Raw genomic sequence first — 23,212 nt, forward strand, 5'->3', positions numbered from 1 at the left:
GGAAATACTTTAACAGGTAAAATGTTGTACGCCTTTTCAATCTTTTATATCTTCGGCTGCATGACAACAAATACCTTTACTAAAGCTAAAAAAGGCTTATTTCTCTCCATATTTGCCCTGACGGCAATGCAACAAATAGCAAGTGCGCAGCAATTAGATAAAACAAAATTAGATTCCTATTTCCAGGCCCTGGAAACGAGTAATAAATTTATGGGCAGTGTGGCTATAAGCCAAGAGGGTAAGGTCATCTATACCCATTCTACAGGCATGGCTGACGTTGAAAAAGGTCTTAAAAGTACGGATCAGTCTATTTATCGTATCGGTTCTATCTCTAAAGTGTTTACAGCGACCTTGATTTTTAAAGCCATAGACGATAAAAAGCTGGATCTCGGCCAAAAGTTATCTGTATATTTTCCTACGATAAAGAATGCAGATAAAATTACGATAGGTCAGTTATTGCAACACCGCAGCGGTATTCATAACATTACAGATGATGCATCTTACCTTACATGGTATACAAAGCCTCAGACTGAAGCGGCAATGCTGGCATTCATTGTGGCCGGTGGCAGTGATTTTGAGCCGGACAGTAAGGCGGATTACAGTAATTCAAATTATATTTTGCTAAGCTATATCCTGCAAAAAGTATACAAAAAACCATATGCAATACTGTTAACGGAAAAAATCTGCAAGCCTTTAGGTTTGAAAAGTACCTATTTTGGAACGAAAACTGATCCGGGCAAAAAAGAAGTTTATTCCTATCATTACACCGGTTCCTGGGTAAAAGAACCAGAAACGGATATGAGTGTGCCGATGGGTGCTGGAGCCATCGTCTCTACACCTGCTGATCTTACCCGGTTTGCCACCGGCCTGTTTACAGGTAAACTCGTGAGCGCAGCCAGTTTGGCACAAATGAAAGAAATGAAAGATGATTATGGGAAAGGGCTTTTTGAAACACCTTTTGAGGATAAGGTAGGGTACGGACATAGTGGCGGCATTGACGGGTTTAATTCAATGATTGCTTATTATCCTGCCGATGGCCGGGCATTTTCTTTTATTGCCAATGGCGTAAATTATGAAACGGATAAGATTTTGAAAACTATGCAAAATGCAGCCTATGGCAAACCATTTGAGGTGCCGGAATTTAAAAGCTTTGCGGTAAGTGCTGCAGAACTGACTTCCTTTGCAGGTGTATACGCTACTAAAGAAATACCGGTAACGGTAACCATCGCCGTAGAAGGCAGCATCTTAACCGCTCAGGCAACAGGGCAATCCGCTTTTCCTTTGGAACCGATCGCAAAAAATACATTTCAATTCGAGCAGGGTGGCATCGTGATTGAATTTAACCCCGAAATAAAGAAAATGACCTTAAAGCAAGGTGGAAAAGCCTTTGACTTTACCAAAGAGTAAGGGCTTATCAATATTGTTTACTGTATTAGCGCACTTGTGCACATTTATAATGGTTTATGAAATATAGCATATTTTTCTTGTTGAGCTTATGTATCGGAATGTGTGCGTTGGCACAAAAAGTACCGGAGACGAGCAAAACAGATTTTACCAAAGAAGCATTGTCTCAATATGTATACACCCCCTCCGGTGATTCCGTAACGATGGGATCGGTATTACAAAAACACCGCAATGATGTTGTGGTACTCGATCTTTGGGCCGGATGGTGTAAAGACTGTATTGCTGTAATGGAACAAAACCGCGCATTGGTCAAACGGTTTCCGAAAGTAAAATTTATCTATCTTTCCTTTGACCGATCCGATAGTGCCTGGAAGGCGAGTATGGCCAAACATCAATTGTCCGACAAGGAGAACTATTGGTTCAAGGCAGGATGGAAAAACAAGTTTACAAATTATATAGACCTGAATTGGATACCGCGCTATATGGTAATAGATAAAAAATCCAAGATAAAAGCCTATTATATTGTACATCCCGAAGATCCAAAATTTCTGGAGCTCTTAGGAAACTTTAGCAAATAGCAAAATTGCTTATTAAGTTTATTTTACTAAATTGCAAAACCAAATTTTTCTATTACATCTATTTTACATTTAATGAAAAGAATTTTATTCTTGTTTGTAGCATTTATATATGCTATCGGCGCACAAGCCCAGATTGTGGGCGACCCTTCTACCTGGTCTTTCGAAACGAAAAAGAAAGGAGACAATAAATACGATCTGATATTTAAAGTGAAGCTACAGGAGCATTGGCATATCTGGTCCTTTAATCCGGGTGGTGATGGCTTATTGGTACCGCCAAGTTTTAAAGTCAATGCAAATAAAAATGTAAAAGTTATCGGTAAACCTACTGAGACCGGTAAAAAAATCAGCAAAGATTTTGATGGAGAAGAAGGCTTAGAACACTTTTTTGAACATAATGTAACCTATACACAGGCCATTGAAGTAACGGGAAATACCAAAGTGACCGGTACTTATAAGTATCAGGTTTGTGACGAATCTCAGTGTCTGCCTCCTAAGACAAAATCCTTTTCTTTTGATATTACCGATGCGGTGGCAATGGATACGGCCAAAATGGATACCGCTGCGGTAGCAGTGGTAGATACCCCAAGCGCCAAAGATACCGCAGCAGTAGTTGCTGCGACGGGTGGTGCCGCAAGCAACGGAACAACCGATGCGGGTAAACAAGACCTTAAATCGGGTGATCCAGCAGCCAATAAAGATATACCAGAGTCTCTTTGGATGATCTTTTTAGCGGGTTTGGGCGCCGGTTTAGCAGCAGTGGTCACGCCATGTATTTATTCCATGATTCCAATTACGGTGAGTTTCTTTACCAAGAAAGTCGCCAGCAGGTCACAAGGGATTAAATACGCTTTAGTTTATTCTTTATCGATCATTGTGATTTTCGCAATCTTAGGGATGGCTATTACAGCCGCTTTTGGGGGAAATGCCCTGAATAACCTGGCTACCAACTGGATTGCAAACTTATTCTTCTTTGTGATCTTCCTCATTTTCGCCTTCTCTTTCTTGGGGGCTTTCGAGTTGACCTTACCTTCTTCCTGGACCAATAAGATCGGCTCTAAGTCTAATGCCAACAGCTATGGCGGTATTTTCTTTATGGCGCTGACGCTAGTGATCGTTTCTTTCTCTTGTACTTCAGCATTTATCGGAGGTATTGCCGTATTGGCCAGTAAAGGCGGACGCATCGGGCCTTTGGTTGGTTTCTCCAGCTTTGGTTTAGGGATTGCTTTGCCTTTCGCCATTTTTGCCTTATTCCCTTCTTACCTTAAAAACCTGGAAAAACCGGGTGGCTGGCAAAATGCCGTTAAGGTTACCTTGGGTTTTGTGGAATTGGCTTTGGCACTTAAATTCTTATCTAATGCCGATCTTTCTAAAGGATGGCGCATACTGGATCGCGAAGTCTTTATTGCCATTTGGGTAATCCTGGCGATCTTATTAGGTGTATATCTGTTAGGGAAACTGCGTTTTAAACATGACAGTGAAATGCCTAAAAACCATTTTGGCATAGAATATTTAGGCGTACCGAGATTAATGTTAGCTATATCGGCTTTTGCATTTGCTATATATTTAATACCGGGTATGTGGGGCGCACCGCTAAAAGCCGTAAGTTCCTTTGTACCACCAATGGGTACGCAGGATTTTGTATCTGGAGGCGGAAGCAGTACAGAATCAAATCATGCACAGGGTGGATTGAAGCCAGTAAAATACGTAGATCGATTGACAATGTACGAACCGGAAGTCGTGAAGAAATATGGTTTGGTTACCTTCTTTGATCTGGAAGAAGCAAAGGCAGCAGCAAAACAATTAAAAAAGCCCCTGATGCTTGATTTTACAGGGATTAACTGTATTAACTGCCGTAAAATGGAAGGACAGGTATGGTCTGATCCGGAGGTGATGAAAATGTTGAAAGAAGATTTTGTAATTGTGTCTTTATACTGCGATTTTGATGGGGTGGAATTACCGAAAGAAGAGCAATATGATTCAAAGGTTTTAGGTTCCAGAATTGTGACGATAGGCGATAAAAATGAAGACTATCAGGCTACTAAATTCAATTCTAATACGCAACCTTATTATTTCTTTGTAGACGAGAACGATGTGCAGCTGCATCCAAAAGGATACCAGTATGATCCTTCCGTGTCCAAATTCTTAAATCATTTAAAACTTGTAAAGGAAAAGTATAAGAGCTTACATCCTTAATTTATTTTTTATCATAAAATGTTGTCTGTAATTGGTATTCGCCGATTCAGGCAACATTTTTAGTTTAGTATCCCGGTATAGCATGTCCTATCTTAGAGTAGCAATCAATAAAATTATTACGCAGATTATTATCCTGTTACTCCTATACATAGTATGCAGAGCGTTATTTTATGCTTTTAATCATGATGTAATCGGGCCACTCAGTGCTGCACAATGGTATCAGGTGCTGATTGGCGGTTTTCGCTTCGATCTTTCGGCCATAGCCTTTCTAAACAGTTTTTGGATCTTGTTAGTACTGATCTTTGCCAACCGGAAAACCGGAACCCTGGTCAATCGGATCATTGCCTTATTCTTTTTGATACCCAATACCTTTGCCTTATTATTTGAAGTCAGTGATTGGGTGTATTTTCGCTTTAACCGAAAGAGAGCAACAATAGAAGTTTTTGACCTGATCCTTACCAAAGGCGATTTTATCAGTATTCTGCCCGGTTATTTGGTGTCCTTTTGGTATGTACCTTTATTGGCACTGTTGCTAGGTGCGGGTTTGTGGTATAGCCATCGTAAACTGAACCGGTATTTTGCCGAAAAAATCGCGGTATTCCGTGCGCTCAATTTTCCTACCCACACACAGAAAAAATATATTCCTGTAAAAGTATTATTCCTTGCACTTGTTGGCGGTATGGCTGTACTGGCCATGCGTGGCGGCTTACAATTGGTGCCCATAAATGCCCGTAATGCCATCGCTTATCTGCCTGCAGATAAGACCGGATTGGTGCTCAATACACCTTTTAGCATCATTACCTCGGTGGAGAGTGGTCGTCTGAAAGAATATCAGTTTATGTCTGATGTAGAAGCCGATGCCATCATCCGTCCAATAAAGACGTACCATACCGATAAGCCGTTTCGAAAAAAGAATGTCGTGATCATTATCCTGGAGAGTTTTTCCAGGGTGTTTACGGGCTTAGGTACAGAAAAAAGTTACACCCCTTTTCTGGATAGTTTAAGTCATAAAAGCATTGCCTTTAAACAGGCGTATGCCAATGGTTTACGCTCCAATGAAGGTATTCCTGCAGTTCTTTCGGGTATTCCTTCAATGATGGAAGGCCCCATTATTACTTCTGTGTATAGCAATAACAAGTTTACGGCTATTGCCGAAATTTTACAGGAAGAGGGCTATCAGACCGCTTTCTTTCATGGCAGTACCAATGGGAGCATGGGTTTTGATACCTATGCCAAAAATGCCGGTTTTCAACAGTATTTCGGCAGAACAGAATATGCCGGTGAAAAAGATTATGATGGTACCTGGGGGATTTATGATGAACCGTTCCTGCAATACGCAATAACTCAATTTAGTCTGCTGAAACAACCTTTTATGACCGCTGTATTTACGCTGTCCTCTCATCCGCCTTTTGCCATTCCGGCAAAATATAAAAATCGTTTTCCTAAAGGTCCTTTAGGCGTAGAAGAAAGCATCGGATATGCTGATTTTGCCCTGCAACAATTTTTTGCTTCAGCGACCAGGCAAGCTTGGTATGCCAATACTGTTTTTGTACTAACTGCTGATCATTGTGCTCCGTTTGGTTCGGGTTATTTCTATACTGATGGTTTAGGCCGTTATCAGGTGCCGATCCTTATTTTTGACCCGGAGCAGGAAGCACAGGCCCGCTACGACAGTACCCTGGTACAACAAATTGATATCCTGCCCACCGTTTTGGACTACCTGCATTACCCTAAACCCTTTTTTGCAATGGGCAACAGCATGATCGATACGACGGGCACACGGGCATTTATCACTTTTTTAAGTGGTAACTATAACAGTATTGTGCAGCAAATACACCTTAAAACAGTCGATACAGAAATCAAAGAAGCCTATCATTTTCCGGCCGACATCACCGATCAGTTTAACCTGATGAATAACGGGCTGCAAAATGATTCTTTAAAGGCCGCAGAGCGATACACAAAGGCCTTTATACAACTGTTCAATCATTCTGTTATACACAATCAAATGCACAGAAGTACTTACCCAACAAATATGGCGAAGTAGTATAGAAATTATGCTATTTTTGTCTGTAACGCAAACCACATAAACATAAAGGCGAACATGGAAATACCAATATTGTCAGTAGAACAGATCGAGCATAAGTTGAAACGCATGGCTTATGAAATTTGGGAACGGAATAGCGGAGAAAAAGAGCTGGTTATTTTAGGCATTGCTGAAGGTGGTGCCGTTGTTGCAGAAAACCTGAAAAAGATCTTGTCAGAGATTTGTCCGCTTACTATTTCTATGGAAATATTGCAAATCGATAAGAAAAAAGTAGAAACGTTTGCACCCCAGTTAAGCGTTATGATAAAAAATAAGGCAGTCATTGTCGTAGATGATGTCGCCATGTCGGGAAAAACCCTCCTGTATGCCATAAAGCCATTATTGGATCATGCTCCTAAAAAGATACAAATAGCTGTTTTAGTGGATCGGAAACATAAGAATTTTCCTGTTACGGCAGACTTTATCGGATATTCTATCGCCTCAACCCTGCAAGAACATATTATTGTCACTTGCAAGGAAGAAAAGGTTACAGGTGCCTATCTTAAATAAGTCAAAATGACGCTAAAATTACTCTAGTATGATTTTTGAGTTGTTTATATCAGTATCTTAGCATAAGACTATTATGATTATAAAAGCGCTTGTAGACTAAGGTGTTGTTTTAACGATTTAAATTTTTATCGATGGATTCTAATTTTTCGCCAAAAGTGAAGGACATTATCTCTTACAGCAGAGAAGAAGCTTTACGTTTAGGCAATCAGTTTATTGGTACAGAACATTTATTACTAGGTATATTACGTGAAGGTGCCGGTGCGCCTATCCAGGTTTTATCTTTAATGCAGGCCGATCTGCCCGCGATCAAAAGCGAGGTGGAAAACGCCATCAAAGACAAAGGTGATACCCCGGTGACTAATGTCAATACTTTGCCCCTGACCAGGCAAGCCGAAAAGGTAATCCGTTTTACAGTGTTGGAAGCCAAAGCGCTGAAAAGCCAAACCGTAGAGCCGGAACATTTAATGTTGTCTATTCTGAAAAATAAAGACAATGTAGCCACGCAAATTCTCAACAACCATCAGGTTACTTACGATCGTTTTGTAGAAGAATTATCGCAGATTTTAGGCGACTGGCCTAAATCGGATTTTTCTGATAGTGGAGACGATTATGATGCAGAAGAGCAGCAACGTCCTAAACAACCGACGGGTGGTGCAGCCAATGCCAAATCGAAAACACCTGTACTGGACAATTTTGGCAGAGACGTAACCCGCTTGGCCGAAATGGGCAGCTTGGATCCGATCGTTGGTCGTGAAAAAGAGATTGAGCGTGTATCGCAGATCTTATCCCGCAGAAAGAAAAATAACCCGATCCTGATCGGAGAACCGGGTGTGGGTAAAACAGCCATTGTAGAAGGCCTTGCCCTGCGCATTGTGCAGCGCAAAGTGAGCCGTGTCTTATTCGACAAAAGAGTGATTTCGCTTGATCTGGCCGCCCTCGTGGCCGGTACCAAATACCGTGGCCAGTTTGAAGAGCGTATGAAGGCCATTATGAATGAGCTGGAAAAAAACAGAGATGTAATCTTATTTATTGATGAGATTCATACAATCGTAGGTGCCGGTGGTGCCAGCGGTTCTCTGGATGCTTCCAACATATTCAAACCGGCTTTGGCACGTGGAGAGCTGCAATGTATCGGTGCATCCACTTTGGATGAATACCGTACCAATATTGAAAAAGATGGTGCTTTAGACCGTCGTTTCCAAAAAGTATTGATCGAGCCACCAAGCATTGAAGAGGCAATCACGATCTTGAATAACATCAGACCTAAATACGAAGACTTTCATAATGTAAGTTATGATCAGGAAGCGATTGAAGCTTGTGTGAAATTGAGCGAACGCTATATGACCGATCGCCTGTTGCCAGATAAAGCCATCGATGTATTAGATGAGGTAGGCGCAAGGGTGCATTTGAAAAACATCGATGTGCCGCAGAATGTATTGGATCTGGAAAAGAAAATAGAAGAGATTAAATTAGAAAAAAATAAAGTAGTCAAAAGCCAGAAATTCGAAGAAGCCGCTGCATTGCGCGACACGGAGAAAAAACTGGGGGATGAGCTGGAAAGAGCGAAAGCGGATTGGGAAGAAGAAGTGAAAAACAAACGCTACCCGATTCATGAAGAGGACATTGCAGAGGTAATCAGTATGATGACCGGCATTCCGGTTATGCGTATGGTTGAGGCAGAAAGTGAGAAACTGCGCCGCATGGGTGATGACTTGAAAAGTGTAGTGGTAGGGCAGGATGAAGCCGTTGCAAAAGTGGTTAAAGCCATTCAAAGAAATAGAGTAGGGCTTAAAGATCCTAAAAAACCAATCGGTTCCTTTATCTTCTTAGGACCTACGGGTGTGGGTAAAACCGAATTAGCACGCTCTTTAGCCAGATACCTGTTTGATAGTGAAGATTCTTTGGTGCGGGTCGATATGAGTGAGTATATGGAGAAATTCTCCCTGAGCCGCTTAATCGGGGCACCTCCGGGATATGTGGGCTATGAAGAAGGTGGACAACTGACGGAAAAAATTCGCCGTAAGCCATATTCTGTAGTCTTGCTGGATGAAATCGAGAAAGCGCATCCCGATATCTTCAATATCCTGTTGCAGGTATTGGATGACGGACAGCTGACGGACGGATTGGGTAGAAAGGTAGATTTTAAAAATACGATCATTATTATGACTTCTAATATCGGCGCCAGACAATTAAAAGAGTTTGGAGACGGCGTTGGTTTTGCTACGGCAACCAAAGTATCCGGTACCGATGAGAATAACCGTGCGGTGATTGAGAAAGCCTTGAAACGCACTTTTAGCCCGGAATTCCTGAACCGTATCGATGATGTGATCGTGTTTAATACATTGACCGAAGCACATATTAATGTGATCATTGATATCATTATGAAAAACGTGCTGAAACGCATGAAAGAGCTTGGCTTTACCCTGAGCCTTACGGATGAAGCCCGTAAGTTCCTGGTAGAAAAAGGTTACGATCAGCAGTTTGGCGCAAGGCCATTGCACAGGGCCATTCAGAAATACCTGGAAGATCCGTTGGCAGAAGAAATTCTGAATAAAACGATCGGAGATGGTGATCAGGCTTTAGCAGATTATGATGAAGAAGCCGGAAAGATTACCTTTAAAATCACCAAGGCCAAAAAGACCAAGACCAAGAGTGAAGACAAGAATAAAGATGTAGAATAAATAATAAATAAATAATGTCAAAGCCCTTCCAATTTGGAAGGGCTTTTTGCATGTGTAATGTCCCCATTTACCTGCCTGTTTTAGTATCCGCCTGCAGCGGTTCTTAGATGAGGCTAGTCGAAGAGATTGTGCTTATGATGGTTAATTTTTGAAGAATTTTATTATTCAGATATCAGTAGTGATAATAATTGTAACTTTAGAACTTATTGCAAATCAATAGTATCGACCCTTTTTGTCTTATATGGAAAACACCATTACGAATCCTGCTATCATTAGTTTTTTAAAAGAAAAATACCAGAGTACCGGCTTTATTGATGGCCTGAAAATAAGATACCGGTCCCTTATCTGTCCCTTTGTTGAATTGTTGGCCGAAGTAAAACCCGGAGAGAAAGTTGGTGATATCGGTTGTGGTTCCGGGCAGTTCTTACTGCTGGTGTCCCGGTTTACAAAAGCCGGAAAAGTGTTTGGTATTGAGATTGAACCAAGGCTCATTGCCAATGCCCGAAACCTGTTCAGTACTTATCCGGAAGAAAAATACGTATTTGATACCTATGATGGCATGCACTTCCCTCAGGCACTTTCAGAAATGGATGTGATTTTTTTGATAGATGTACTTCACCATGTGCCCAAAGCACTACAAGAAGCATTCATAAAAAATATTGCAGGATTATTAAAGCCCGGGGCGAGGCTCATCCTGAAAGACATCAATGCTGCCAGTCCTTTAGTCTACGCCAATAAACTGCATGATCTGGTTTTTGCCGGAGAAATAGGTAATGAATTAAGTATGAACAATGCCAAAGCCTTATTAGTACAAAGTGGTTTAAACGTTGTCCTGGAGCAGAAACGAACCATGTACGTCTATCCACACTATACACTAATCGCTGTAAAATGATTATAAGGACCAGCTGATACCGCCTATTGCTGGTTCTGGTGGATGGGTATGGTAGCAAGTATATCATAGGTACTGCCTTATGATATTTCTGGAAAAATAGTATCTTTGTACCCTATTTTTTACAATCCGATCCTTAAAAACAAAGAAGCGTTCACCATGCCAGTGTTACACAACCGCGTATCTAATGAGGAACTGAAACAGCGTATGTTGGCCGAGACCGAGCCCCGCATTACAGTATCCTTTTACAAGTATTTTCCTATTGCCGATCCAAAGGCTTTTCGGGATGAACTATACATCAAATTCGAACAATTAAAGGTTTTTGGCCGCATCTATGTGGCGCATGAGGGTATTAATGCCCAAGCCAGCGTACCGCAAAGCCAGTTTGAGGCCTTTAAAGAAACCTTATATACACAGTCTCCTGAATTGGATGGGCTTCGTTTAAATATTGCGGTAGATGATGATGGTAAATCTTTTTGGGTCTTACGCCTGAAAGTACGGGATAAGATTGTGGCCGATGGTATTGAAGACCCGAGTTTTAATTTGTCTAAAGTAGGCAAATACCTGAAGGCGGAAGAGGTGAATGAGATGATTGCAGACAAAGACACCATCTTTGTAGATATGCGTAATCATTACGAGTATGAAGTAGGCCATTTTGAACGGGCTATAGAGGTGCCTTCGGATACCTTCCGGGAGCAATTACCCATGGCAGCCGAAATGCTGAAAGACCGGAAAGATAAAAATATTGTGATGTACTGCACCGGTGGCATTCGTTGTGAAAAAGCCAGTGCATATATGTTATACCAGGGTTTTGAAAATGTATTTCATGTAGAAGGGGGTATAATTGAATATGCCCGTAAAGCAAAAGAGCAGGGGCTGCCGGTTAAATTTATCGGTAAGAACTTTGTCTTTGATGAGCGGCTGGGAGAGCGCATTACCGACGAGGTGATCTCTGAATGCCATCAATGCGGTACTGCATGTGATACGCATACCAATTGTAATAATGATGGTTGCCATCTCTTATTTATACAGTGTGATGCTTGTAAAGTAAAGTATGACGGCTGTTGCAGCGATACCTGTACTGAAGAGTATCATTTACCGATTGAAGAGCAACGTGCCCGCAGGACCGGGAGGGAGAACGGGGTGAAAATATTCAATAAATCGAAAGATCATCCACTGAGAAAACACCGTTCCGAATGGGAGCAGGAGAGAGGAAAGACAAACATATAAAATGCGAATGGCCAAATACATAATGTTTGGCCATTTTTTTGCTTAAAACCCTTGTGCTAAGCGGATATGTCTTATCTTTAAGCCCATGCAACTGACGCCCCAATCATTTGATACCGGAAACCTGGAACTGCTGGCCAAACAGGTCGTAGACGGTTTTATTATCGGACTGCACAAAAGTCCGTTTCATGGTTTTTCGGTAGAATTTGCGGAGCATCGCTTGTATAATCCGGGTGATAACCTGCGCTATATAGACTGGAAAGTTTATGGTAAAAGCGATAAGATGTTTATCAAGAAGTTTGAAGAGGAAACCAATCTGAAATGCTGTATTGCATTGGATACCTCTGCTTCGATGCATTATCCGGCAGAGGGGATGAGTAAACTATATTTTTCCTGTCTGGGCGCTGCAGCCATTATGCAATTGCTTAAAAAACAATTGGATGCCACTTGCTTGCAGTTTTTTACCGAGCGTACTTACTGGTCCTCTCCGGTAAAATCGAGTGAGCGGCATTATAAAATGTTACTGACCGAAATGGAGAAGCTCCTGGTGGCCCCTCCCGTTACCGGGCAAACGGATTTACCGGCAGTATTGCACCAAATCGCGGAAACCATGCCACAACGTGCGCTGGTCATTATTTTTAGCGATTTTATGGAAGACGTGCGCCGCGAGCAGGAATTTTATAATGCCTTGCAGCATTTAAAGCACCAAAAAAATGAAGTGATCATCTTTCATGTAGGCGAGGGGAATAAAGAATGGAATTTTGAATTTGAGAACAGGCCCTATGAATTTGTGGATATGGAAACCGGAGACCGGCTTAAATTGAAAGCAGGAGAGGTGAAAAACCTGTATGTAGATAAAATAAAAGCATATCATAAAAGGCTCTACGAACATTGTATGAAGTATAATATAGACCTTGTACCTTGTGATACTAAGGAATCTATGAATATAATATTGCAGCAATATTTATCTAAAAGAAATAAATTGATGTAATATCAAAAAAAATATTTACTTTTGCAAACCTAATTTTAGTGTACAATAGTGTATGAAATACCACAGAGAGTTTGAAATAGCGTATGTAGGTCTTAAAAATGGTGAGCATACCTATACATACGAGATAGGAAAACAGTTTTTTGAGTTGATAGAGGCAGATGCTGATGATCTGGAAGCGGTGAATATTCAAGTAACAGTTACCTTTGATAAACAGCCTAATTACTTTGCCTTAAAATTTGACATCAGCGGTAGTGTTGGTGTGGCTTGTGACCGTTGTGGTGATCCCTTTACCTTACCTTTGTGGGATGAGTTTAACCTGATCGTTAAACTAAAAGAACCTACAGCGGAAGATGAAGATGCGGAAGATGACGGAGATATCGTATTTTTGCCCAAGAATGAAACGGTTATTGACCTTTCAGAGTGGATATACGAATTCATTATGCTGAGTATTCCGATGCAACGCGTACATCCAGAAGATGCTGAGGGAAATACAACCTGCAATAAAGAGAATCTTGCTTTGCTGGATAAAATGACCCAACAGGCAGAAGCGGAAGAAGAAGCCGAAAAAGAAAAAAATAAGAATATTTGGAAAGGCTTAGATGCCTTTAAGAATAATAATCAGAATTAATAACAATAATTTACAGTAAAATTTAAACATCATGCCAAATCCTAAACGTCGTCATTCTGCACAAAGAGGAGCTAAGCGTCGTACGCATTACAAAGCAGTAGCAGCAACAATCAGTACAGATGCAGTTACTGGAGAATCACATTTACGCCACCGCGCTCACTGGAGCGAAGGTAAAATGTATTATCGTGGAAAAGTAGTTATTGATAACGCTACCACAGAGACTACAGAAACTGCTGAATAATATGTAAAAAGTGTTGGTAAAGGAAAATTACCAACATTTTTATTTATAGATCATACTAAATAGCTCAACCAAATATATTATGAATATAGGGTTCGATTTGATGGGTGGTGATTTAGCACCCAAAGAAGCCGTACTAGGGGCTTTGGCATATTTTCAGGAAAATGCCGATACTCGTTTAGTGTTGATAGGAAACGAAGAAGCATGCCAACCGCTGTTACCATTATTAGAAGCTTACGTTGACCGCTACCAGTTTGTACATGCACCTCAGGTTATTGAGATGAATGAGCATCCTACCAAAGCACTCAAAGAAAAACCGCAATCCAGCATTGCTATTGGCTTTGGGTTGTTGAAAGCGGGAAAAATTGATGCTTTTCTTAGTGCCGGCAATACGGGTGCAATGCTTGTAGGAGCTATGTATTCCGTAGCGCCTATACAAGGTGTATTAAGACCCACTATTGGTTCGCATGTACCAAGAGAAGATGATGGACATAACTTGCTATTAGATGTAGGAGCCAACGCAGATTGTAAACCGGAACACCTGGTACAGTTTGCCGTTTTAGGATCATTGTATGCCGAATATATATTGGGCGTTAAAAATCCTGAAGTGGGGCTTTTGAATCTTGGAGAGGAAGAAGGTAAAGGAAATATCCTGTGCCAGGCGACTTATCCTTTATTAAAAGAAAACACCTATCTGAACTTTGTTGGTAATATCGAAGGACGCGATTTATTCAGTACCAAAGCCAGAGTTGCCGTATGTGAAGGATTCACCGGAAACCTGATGCTGAAACTGGCCGAATCGGTATACGATTTGTTTAAAAAGCGTAATAAGATTGACGATCCTTTATTGGAGCAATTTAACTATGAGCAATATGGCGGTGTGCCGATCTTAGGGATCAATGCCCCGGTGCTTATTGGTCATGGAATCTCTAATGCTATTGCTTTCAAAGCAATGATACGCAGTGCGGAGAAAGTGATTGAAACAGGATTGATCGATGCCATGAAAAAGCATTTTAATGCCGTACAATAGCATCACAAAATATATTGATTAGATACAAACAAAACAGGCTGTCAAAAATGACAGCCTGTTTTGTTTGTATGGGGTTTATGATTAGAATTTATAACTGATGCCTAGTGTAGCCGCATTGTATACGTCCTTACTTTTGTTAGACGCAAGGTTAGGGTCATAACCATCTACCTTATCAGAACCACAGTAATTGATACGGTAGTTAAGGTTAAGAGAAAGGCCTTTGTCCGAAAAAACGCGGCTCAGGGGAATGTCAATCCCGAATTCTACCGGAACCACATAGTCGGTACCTTTATAGTTTCCTTTATAATTAAAGACGTCTGCAACAACATTATGAATCTTAGTATTGTTATTCAGTACGCCAATACCGACACCGGCATATATTTTAGATAGATAATACAAACTGGTTTCCGTGCGCGATTGTTTCATTATACCGACAGGATAAAATTTCAGGTTAAGGTCTGCCTGATAAAAATTATTCTCATAATACATATTTGCCGGCACCGCCTTGTCTCCACCGCTCAAGGTACCGTGTACGGCATTTAAACGGATACTGAGATAACGTAAGGCATCATACTGGCCGTTCAATCCGTAAACGGCATTCGTGCCATTAGGGGTTGCATCCGTTCGGGATATTGCTGCGCCGCCATGTAGCCCGACCGCAAATTGCGCCTGTGCCTGAGTGGCCATTAAAGTAGCCGTAAGGGCCAATAAAGTAAGTTTTGTGTTTTTGATCATCATATGGTAGTATTTTTTGTAAAAAACTCCCGGCAAAGATAGTTCTTGCCGGGAGCGTATATTGTTATGAAATGTATAAATATGTACCGATTAAGCTTCTTCCATATAGCTTTCAATCGGTTCACAAGTACAGATCAGGTTACGGTCACCGTGGGTGTTGTTGACACGACCCACTGTAGGCCAGAATTTAGCCGATTTGATATAAGGTAAAGGATATACCGCTTCTTCTCTGGTATAGGCATGATTCCAGTCCGTATTGATCACCACAAACTGTGTGTGCGGTGCATTTTTCAGAGGGTTATCTGCTTTATCCATATTGCCTTCCTCAATCGCTCTGATCTCCGCACGGATGGCCAGCATCGCATCACAGAAACGATCCAGCTCTCCTTTATCTTCACTTTCTGTAGGCTCGATCATGATCGTGCCCGGTACCGGGAAGCTCATAGTCGGTGCATGGAAACCATAATCCATCAAGCGTTTCGCCACGTCTTCCGCTTCGATTTCTGCCGTTTTCTTAAACGGTCTTAAATCTACAATAAACTCATGCGCGCAAGTACCATTGGAGCCACTATACAAAATTTCATAATCGTCTTTCAAGCGGGCTTTCATATAGTTGGCATTCAGGATTGCATATTCCGTAGCCATTCTCACCCCTTTGGTACCCAGCATTCTGATGTACGCATAAGAGATCAGTAAGATAGAAGCAGAACCATAAGGCGCCGCAGATACCGCATTGCTTGGTTTGCCTTTCAATTCATTTTCATTGATCACATGGCTTGGTAAGAAAGGAATCAGGTGTGCTGCAACACAGATCGGGCCTACACCCGGTCCGCCGCCGCCATGAGGAATGGCGAAGGTTTTATGTAAGTTTAAGTGACAAACATCAGCACCGATAAATCCGGGAGCCGTTAAGCCTACCTGAGCATTCATATTGGCACCATCCATATATACCTGGCCACCATTTTCATGGATGATTCGGGTAATATCTTTAATGCTTTCTTCAAAGATTCCGTAAGTAGAAGGGTAGGTGATCATGATACCCGCCAGGTCATTCTTGTATTGTTCTGCTTTAGCCTGCAGATCCGCTACATCAATATAACCGTTTTCCAAAGCCTTTACCACAACCACTTTGTAACCCGCCATAACAGCAGATGCCGGATTGGTACCATGTGCAGAAATTGGAATCAGCATGATATTTCTGTTGCCTTCTCCTCTGCTTTCATGATATGCTCTGATACATAATAAACCCGCATATTCGCCATTGGCACCACTATTAGGCTGTAAGCTACATCCCGCAAAACCGGTGATGATAGACAAATAGCTTTCCAGCTCTTTTACAATCTGTAAATAACCCTGTGTTTGTGATTTAGGTGCGAATGGGTGCATTCTGCTCCAGTGAGACCAGCTCAAAGGAATCATTTCGGTAGCCGCATTCAGCTTCATGGTACAACTTCCTAAAGAAATCATACTCGTGTTCAGGCTTAAATCTTTATTTTCTAAAGATTTAATATAACGCATCATCAAGGTCTCACTATGATGACTGTTGAAATTAGGATGGGTAAGGTATGCAGATGTTCTTACTAAAGCAGCAGGAATATTTTGTAACAACTGTGCATCGCTGGCATCATAGCTGACCGCTTCCAGCACATCGTTCAAGATGTTAATGATATCGGCAAGGTCTTCAAATGAAGTTGTTTCATCTAAAGAAATACTCACCATATGGTCTCCGATATAACGGAAATTGATGCCTGCTTTTTCTGCCTGGCTTTGAATGATGGCACCTTTATTCGTTGTAATGGTTACTGTATCGAAGAACGCTGTAGAAACCAGTTCGTGGCCATTTTCCGCTAAAGCATTTGCTAAAGTTTGTGCCAGAATATGTACTCTTGAAGCAATCGCTTTCAAGCCATCCGGTCCATGGTATACCGCGTACATAGCCGCCATATTAGCCAGTAAAGCTTGCGCGGTACAAATGTTAGAGGTTGCTTTTTCGCGTTTAATATGTTGTTCGCGGGTTTGTAAAGCCATACGTAAGGCACGGTTGCCCTGCGCGTCGATACTTACACCGATAATTCTACCTGGAATACTGCGTTTAAAGTCATCTTTACAAGAAAAGAACGCCGCGTGCGGACCACCAAATCCAAGTGGTACCCCAAAACGCTGAGCAGAACCCAAAGCCACATCCGCGCCTAATTCGCCCGGAGGGGTTAGCAGGGTTAAAGCCAGCAAATCAGTTGCATAAGCGACATAGCCGCCTGCAGCGTGTACCGTTGCCGTAAAGGCAGTATAATCTTCTACAGAACCCAAACTGTTCGGATATTGTACAATGGCACCAAAATAGGTCTCATCAATAGCCGCCGTTTTATAATCGCCAAACACCAATTCAATACCCAATGGGGTTGCACGGGTAGTGATTACATCTTTTGTTTGCGGGAAAGTATGTTTGTCTACAAAGAATTTTGGTTTTTCCGGATTGCTGGTCGATTTATTCGCAGCATGGAAAAACATAGACATCGCTTCTGCTGCTGCAGTCGATTCGTCTAATAAAGAGGCATTGGCAATAGGTAAACCAGTCAGGTCGCTGACCATTGTCTGGTAGTTTAATAAACTTTCCAATCTGCCTTGTGAGATCTCCGCCTGATAAGGCGTGTACTGTGTATACCAACCTGGATTTTCAAAAACATTACGCAGGATTACGGAAGGGGTTACAGTATCATAATACCCTTGTCCGATATACGTTTTGAATACTTTATTGTGTAAGGATACATTTTTCAGCATTCTTAAATAATCTTGTTCGCTCAGCGCGGGTGGCAGGTTCAGATCCTTTGTCATTCTAATGGCAGAAGGGATGGTCTTGTCAATCAGAGCATCTATGCTATCTATACCAATAGTAGCAAGCATTTCCTTAGTCTGAGCTTCATTAGGGCCAATGTGACGGCCTTTAAACTCGTGCTGTAATTGCGAAAATAGATTCATTATATATGTATATATGATTTGTGTATGAAGGTGCAAATTTAAGGTTAATTCTTCATCATACGAAATGGCGTTTTTCAATAAAAAAGAAAATTATATTTTTTTTATCGTTCACTATATGTTTGATTAATTAAAATGTATTATATACAGCTTGTCAAAAAGAAATATAAAATGATATTGCGCATCAGCAAATGCTCACCTGAAAGACAGATCGGCTATATGATCAGCACCACACCCTGTTTGCCTGTTTGATGCATGTTGTGTACCCCTTTATGCCTTAACAGACTTTTAAAATAATCAATACCAAAATAGTCTTTATAAATTATAAAAAATAGCAGAACTTTAAAGATATAAACAGTTGAAAGAAAGATGAAAAATTATGTAATCGAAAGCCTGCCGGACTATTTTAAACAGTACAAGAAGTCTATTAAAAATCCCAAGAAATTCTGGGATAAAATTGCTGATGAAAATTTTGTCTGGTATCAGCGCTGGGAGAAGGTATTGAATTATGATATGAGTGAGGGAAAGATTGAATGGTTTATCAATGCGAAACTAAATATTACTAAAAACTGCCTGGACCGCCATTTGAGTGAGCGCGGTAATAAAACGGCGATTATTTTCGAACCCAATAATCCAGAAGAAGCGGCGCAACACATCAGCTATCAGGAATTGTATGACAGGGTAGGCAAGATGGCCAATGTTTTAAGGGATCAGGGTGTCACAAAGGGCGACCGGGTTTGCATCTATTTACCAATGATTCCAGATCTGGCAGTGGCAATGCTGGCCTGCGCGCGCATCGGAGCGATACACTCAATCGTATTTGCCGGATTTTCTGCTGCTGCAGTAGCCTCCCGCATCAACGACTGTAGCTGTAAGCTGGTGATTACCTCAGACGGTAGTTTTCGGGGTGATAAAAAAATAGACCTGAAAGGTATTATAGACGATGCCTTAAAGACGGCACCGAGTGTAAAGAAAGTGCTGGTGGTGAAAAGAACAGAAGTGGCTATCCACATGCAGGAAGGGCGTGATGAATGGCTGGCGCCCCTTTTGGAAAAGGCACCTGTAGATAATATTCCGGCAATTATGGATGCAGAAGACCCTTTGTTTATCCTGTATACCTCCGGTTCTACCGGCAAACCGAAAGGCATGCTGCATACCAGCGCGGGTTATATGGTCTACACGGCTTATACCTTTAAAAATGTATTCAATTATAAAGAGAATGATATCTACTGGTGTACGGCCGATATCGGCTGGATTACCGGGCATTCCTATATTGTATATGGTCCCTTATTAAATGGGGCAACCACTGTGATTTTTGAAGGAGTACCTTCTTATCCGCAACCAGACCGCTTCTGGGAGGTAATTGAAAAGCATAAAGTAACACAGTTCTATACCGCGCCCACGGCAATTCGCGCTTTAGCTAAAGAAAGTACAGAATGGGTGGAAAAGCATGATCTTTCTTCTTTAAAAGTGATCGGATCGGTGGGTGAACCCATCAATGATGAAGCCTGGCATTGGTATAACGATCATGTGGGCAAAAAGACCAGCCCGATTGTTGATACCTGGTGGCAGACGGAAACCGGTGGTATTCTGATCTCCCCTTTGCCTTATATCACACCCACGAAACCGACTTATGCGACCTTACCTTTACCGGGTGTACAGCCGGTATTGATGGACGATAAGCGTAATGAGATTACGGGTAACCAGGTAACCGGTAATTTATGTATCCGCTTTCCCTGGCCGGGTATTGCACGCACCATTTGGGGCGATCATCAACGCTATAAGGAGACTTATTTTACGGCATTTCCCGGTAAATATTTTACCGGTGACGGTGCTTTAAGGGACGAAGTCGGTTATTACCGCATCACCGGCCGGGTAGATGATGTGGTGATTGTATCGGGACATAACCTGGGTACGGCACCTATTGAAGACAGCATTAATGAACATCCTGCAGTGGCGGAAAGTGCTATTGTCGGATACCCGCATGATATAAAAGGGAACGCCTTATATGGTTTCGTGATCCTGAAAGAAAGTGGAGAAGGCCGCGACCGGGAGAACCTACGCAAAGAAATCAACCAGCTTATTTCTGAGCAGATCGGGCCAATAGCCAAATTAGATAAAATTCAGTTTGTTTCCGGATTGCCTAAAACGCGTTCAGGTAAGATTATGCGCCGGATTTTGCGTAAGATTGCAGAAGGCGATTTTAGTAATTTCGGCGACATTTCTACCTTATTAAATCCTGAAGTAGTTGAAGAGATTAAAAATGATAGGATGTAGTGTATCCCAGATACTTATGCTGAAAGCCGGTCTCAGACCGGCTCTTTTTTTTATTATCTTTAAAACAGAAAAAAAACATGCAAAATATTTTGAATATTAATTCTTGTGCTTATATTTGAGTGAAATAAAACACATTAATGTTATGAAAAAACTAATTTTTACTTTTTTGTGCGCAGGCGCTGTAGCCACTACACAAGCGCAAACTCCTGAAATGAAATCGCGCTCGCTCGTATGTAAATTTACGGAAACATGGTGCGGTCCCTGTGGTAGCTGGGGTTGGAACTTGGCCAATCAGGTCATTCCCGACTTGGGAGACAACGGATTTTATGTGGGTGTTATGGGCTCCAGCACTCCGGCCACGATGAATGCAAATTGTTATAATGCTTTCGAATCCAACTTTCCGATTGGGGGATATCCGACTTTTATTGTAAATAATGATGATGGTGGTACGTCCTTTTCTGGTGTTCGTGCTTTGTACAATAATTTTGCAGCGACTACTGCAGTTGCCAGCCCTGCCGCATATTTCAATATAAGTGGGACTACGCTTACTGTGAACGCTAAATCGAAATTCTGGACAGCAACATCTGGTGAATATTATCTCTCTGCATTTGTTGTAGAAGATAAGGTACTGGCAACACAAAACGGGCAAAGCGGTACCGTAGAGCATCACTACCTGTTAAGAGGCAGTATGCTGGACAATCATTCACCTTGGGGTGTTCAGCTAGCAAATGGTTCGGTTAATGCTAATGCAGAATATAGCCAGGACTTTACGATGACCTTAGCTAGCGGTTGGAGAACAGATAATATCTCTGTATTATTGGTTATTTATAAGAAAGAAGGTACTAAGTATAAGTTTGTAAATGCTGCGAAAGCAGGTGCTTCGCCAACTTCTGTAAATCATAAAACCATTCTTTCCGGTATTTCTGTATTCCCTAATCCGTCAAGTAGTACGGCCAACCTGGCGCTGTCTTTAACGGACTCCCGCAAATTATCGCTTAAAGTAACGGATATGACCGGAAGAGTTGTATATAGCCAGTCAGCGCGTTATTTTGCTGCCGGAACCAATAATGTATCGATCCCTGTACAAATGCTGGCCGGTGGTACATACCAGGTTAGTGTGATGGGTGAAGGTATTTACGGCAACACGTCTTTAGTAGTTAGTAAGTAATAATAAATTAGATATAAATAAAAGCCGGCTATTCAGCCGGCTTTTATTTATATCTCTATACAGTTATAGCCTTGATTTTTTGGCGTTACCTTTTGCATCAAGGCAAATGCTATAGCTATAAATGGAAACTAAAAGAATAAAGTAAGTCCTTGTTTCTTAAAAGTGTATACCCAATTTATTTATGATGCGCTATGCTCCGTTGCCATTTTATATAACCATTTATTGCCAATATGGTAAAAATTAAGTACTGCAAGGCCGTTAGTCCAAGCGATTTGTACAGCATCATCGGGATGCAGATCAAATCTCCCACGATCCAGAAAAGCCAGTTTTCTACCTTTTGTTTGGCCATCAGCCACATCCCTACCAGAAATATAGAGGTCGTAAAGATATCGAGGTAATTCGCCCAGTCTAAATGATCCCATCCCAGCACAGCCGGTTTGTCTGACACATTCAGCAAGGGTTTGTAATAATAAATAATACTTACGGCTACAATGCTGAAAAGGAACAGCCAGGCACAGATGATCCATTCTTTTTTGCTCGTCCTGCTTACGCGTATATGCACCTCATCTATTTTTACTTTATTCCACATGATCCAGCCATAAATACTCATGACGGTATAATAGAAATTAATCAATGTATCACCGATTAGTCCTGCCTTAAATAAAATATATACATATAAAGCGGTACTAATGATACCGGTAGGATATACGCCTATATGCTTGCGTATAGAAAGCAATACACTCCATACACCGAAGATTACGGCGATGGATTCCAGCAAGATAAATTGTACACTGTATTCTTTATACGGGGCTATTAAATATTGAATCAAATCCATAAGGGATACAAATGTAATACATCTGCTTCAGAGATGTGGCCTTCTTCAATCCCTTATATACGAACATATTTTATGGTGCAGTAAGGTATTATAAAGTGCAGAGTACACCAGCCTGCAGACGGAGTTGTTGTAGGTAATGTACGTTATGGGATAGTGAGAATTTTGTGTTTAACTGGTTCAATAATCCCTAGTATACAAATGCTTCTCCGCTTATCTTTATTCTGTCAGATGCTATATATAAGTCCCACCCCTGTGGTGATACCAATATCAAATTTGCGGTATCCGGAGAAACCGATATCTGCAACGCTAAAAACATGCGTCGTGTATGCATCTAAAGGTGCTACGTCTAAGATTCTGTTGTTATAGTTTAGGTAATATCGTGGTGTGCCTGCCAGGTATATATATGGCCTTATTTTATGCTTAGCCTGTCTGAAATTGTACCGTACCTGTACCGGCATCCATAAAAAAGAGGCAGATTCGTGTTGCCAATAATACATCGGGTTTTGATGCGTATTACGCAGGTAGATATTGCCCTCATATTGCTCCTTGGAATATTGAAAGGAAATACCCAACTGCCAATGATCGTCGATGCTATATAAGCCTTGTATGCCGGCTCCGAAAGTAAGCATACGCTTTTGTTCTCTTAATTTAGTGATATGACTATAACCCGTATTTGCTTCATGTTCGGTTTCAAGCGATATATTTAAGATGAGTGATTGTCGCAGTTGCGTCTGACACAAACGAAAAGAGCGACGTTATTTTATTAACGTCG

General features: G+C 41.4%; 18 protein-coding genes. 14 read left to right on the top strand and 4 right to left on the bottom strand.

Going from position 1 to position 23,212, the window contains the following annotated elements; genetic code table 11:
* Positions 1-60: 60 nt before the first annotated feature.
* The 12 genes from DBR32_RS08130 (at position 61) to plsX (ending at position 14,452) form a co-directional block, all read left to right on the top strand.
* Entirely contained in the window at positions 61-1,407 is a 1,347-nt protein-coding gene (locus DBR32_RS08130; RefSeq protein WP_124635821.1) for a serine hydrolase, read from the top strand.
* 56 nt (positions 1,408-1,463) lie between these two features.
* Positions 1,464-1,982 carry a thioredoxin family protein gene (locus tag DBR32_RS08135; protein ID WP_199724419.1) on the top strand — a complete coding sequence of 173 codons (519 nt, stop codon included), beginning with the start codon at positions 1,464-1,466 and terminating at the stop codon, positions 1,980-1,982.
* Between the two features lie 72 nt (positions 1,983-2,054).
* Positions 2,055-4,175 carry a thioredoxin family protein gene (locus DBR32_RS08140; RefSeq protein WP_124635822.1) on the top strand — a complete coding sequence of 707 codons (2,121 nt, stop codon included), beginning with the start codon at positions 2,055-2,057 and terminating at the stop codon, positions 4,173-4,175.
* A gap of 82 nt (positions 4,176-4,257) precedes the next feature.
* Positions 4,258-6,219, top strand: coding sequence for an LTA synthase family protein (locus DBR32_RS08145; protein ID WP_124635823.1), 1,962 nt, complete (start codon positions 4,258-4,260; stop codon positions 6,217-6,219).
* A gap of 57 nt (positions 6,220-6,276) precedes the next feature.
* Positions 6,277-6,768 (top strand): phosphoribosyltransferase family protein, encoded by a 492-nt coding sequence (locus tag DBR32_RS08150; RefSeq protein ID WP_124635824.1) that lies wholly within the window; start codon positions 6,277-6,279, stop codon positions 6,766-6,768.
* 131 nt (positions 6,769-6,899) lie between these two features.
* Positions 6,900-9,449, top strand: a complete 2,550-nt coding sequence (locus tag DBR32_RS08155; RefSeq protein WP_124635825.1) for an ATP-dependent Clp protease ATP-binding subunit — start codon at positions 6,900-6,902, stop codon at positions 9,447-9,449.
* 241 nt (positions 9,450-9,690) lie between these two features.
* On the top strand, positions 9,691-10,341 hold the full coding sequence (locus DBR32_RS08160) for a bifunctional 2-polyprenyl-6-hydroxyphenol methylase/3-demethylubiquinol 3-O-methyltransferase UbiG (RefSeq protein ID WP_124635826.1): 651 nt from the start codon (positions 9,691-9,693) through the stop codon (positions 10,339-10,341).
* Between the two features lie 105 nt (positions 10,342-10,446).
* Entirely contained in the window at positions 10,447-11,568 is a 1,122-nt protein-coding gene (locus DBR32_RS08165) for a rhodanese-related sulfurtransferase (RefSeq protein WP_233559689.1), read from the top strand.
* A gap of 85 nt (positions 11,569-11,653) precedes the next feature.
* Positions 11,654-12,556 (top strand): DUF58 domain-containing protein, encoded by a 903-nt coding sequence (locus tag DBR32_RS08170; RefSeq protein ID WP_124635827.1) that lies wholly within the window; start codon positions 11,654-11,656, stop codon positions 12,554-12,556.
* A gap of 52 nt (positions 12,557-12,608) precedes the next feature.
* Positions 12,609-13,184: a DUF177 domain-containing protein gene (locus DBR32_RS08175; protein ID WP_124635828.1), complete on the top strand. Its 576-nt coding sequence runs from the start codon at positions 12,609-12,611 to the stop codon at positions 13,182-13,184.
* Between the two features lie 31 nt (positions 13,185-13,215).
* On the top strand, positions 13,216-13,425 hold the full coding sequence (gene rpmF, locus DBR32_RS08180; RefSeq protein WP_124635829.1) for a 50S ribosomal protein L32: 210 nt from the start codon (positions 13,216-13,218) through the stop codon (positions 13,423-13,425).
* Between the two features lie 79 nt (positions 13,426-13,504).
* Entirely contained in the window at positions 13,505-14,452 is a 948-nt protein-coding gene (gene plsX, locus DBR32_RS08185; protein ID WP_124635830.1) for a phosphate acyltransferase PlsX, read from the top strand.
* 81 nt (positions 14,453-14,533) lie between these two features.
* On the opposite strand, the gene DBR32_RS08190 is transcribed toward plsX, so the two are convergent.
* Positions 14,534-15,190, bottom strand: a complete 657-nt coding sequence (locus DBR32_RS08190) for an outer membrane beta-barrel protein (RefSeq protein ID WP_124635831.1) — start codon at positions 15,188-15,190, stop codon at positions 14,534-14,536.
* Between the two features lie 87 nt (positions 15,191-15,277).
* Positions 15,278-18,163: an aminomethyl-transferring glycine dehydrogenase gene (gene gcvP, locus DBR32_RS08195; RefSeq protein WP_124635832.1), complete on the bottom strand. Its 2,886-nt coding sequence runs from the start codon at positions 18,161-18,163 to the stop codon at positions 15,278-15,280.
* Positions 18,164-18,529: 366 nt separating this feature from the next.
* Between gcvP and acs the strand changes: the two genes are divergently transcribed.
* Together acs and DBR32_RS08205 are read left to right on the top strand one after the other, a co-directional pair.
* Positions 18,530-20,437 (top strand): acetate--CoA ligase, encoded by a 1,908-nt coding sequence (gene acs / locus DBR32_RS08200; RefSeq protein ID WP_124635833.1) that lies wholly within the window; start codon positions 18,530-18,532, stop codon positions 20,435-20,437.
* Positions 20,438-20,579: 142 nt separating this feature from the next.
* Entirely contained in the window at positions 20,580-21,605 is a 1,026-nt protein-coding gene (locus tag DBR32_RS08205) for an Omp28-related outer membrane protein (protein ID WP_124635834.1), read from the top strand.
* Between the two features lie 175 nt (positions 21,606-21,780).
* Here the strand turns inward: DBR32_RS08205 and pnuC are convergent, their stop codons facing one another.
* A complete protein-coding gene (pnuC, locus tag DBR32_RS08210; RefSeq protein ID WP_124635835.1) occupies positions 21,781-22,440 on the bottom strand; it encodes a nicotinamide riboside transporter PnuC in 660 nt (219 codons plus the stop codon).
* A 224-nt stretch (positions 22,441-22,664) separates the two neighbouring features.
* A complete protein-coding gene (locus DBR32_RS08215; protein ID WP_124635836.1) occupies positions 22,665-23,180 on the bottom strand; it encodes an outer membrane beta-barrel protein in 516 nt (171 codons plus the stop codon).
* Positions 23,181-23,212: the final 32 nt, after the last annotated feature.

It is taken from the genome of Taibaiella sp. KBW10, assembly GCF_003852495.1.
Lineage (GTDB): Bacteria > Bacteroidota > Bacteroidia > Chitinophagales > Chitinophagaceae > Edaphocola.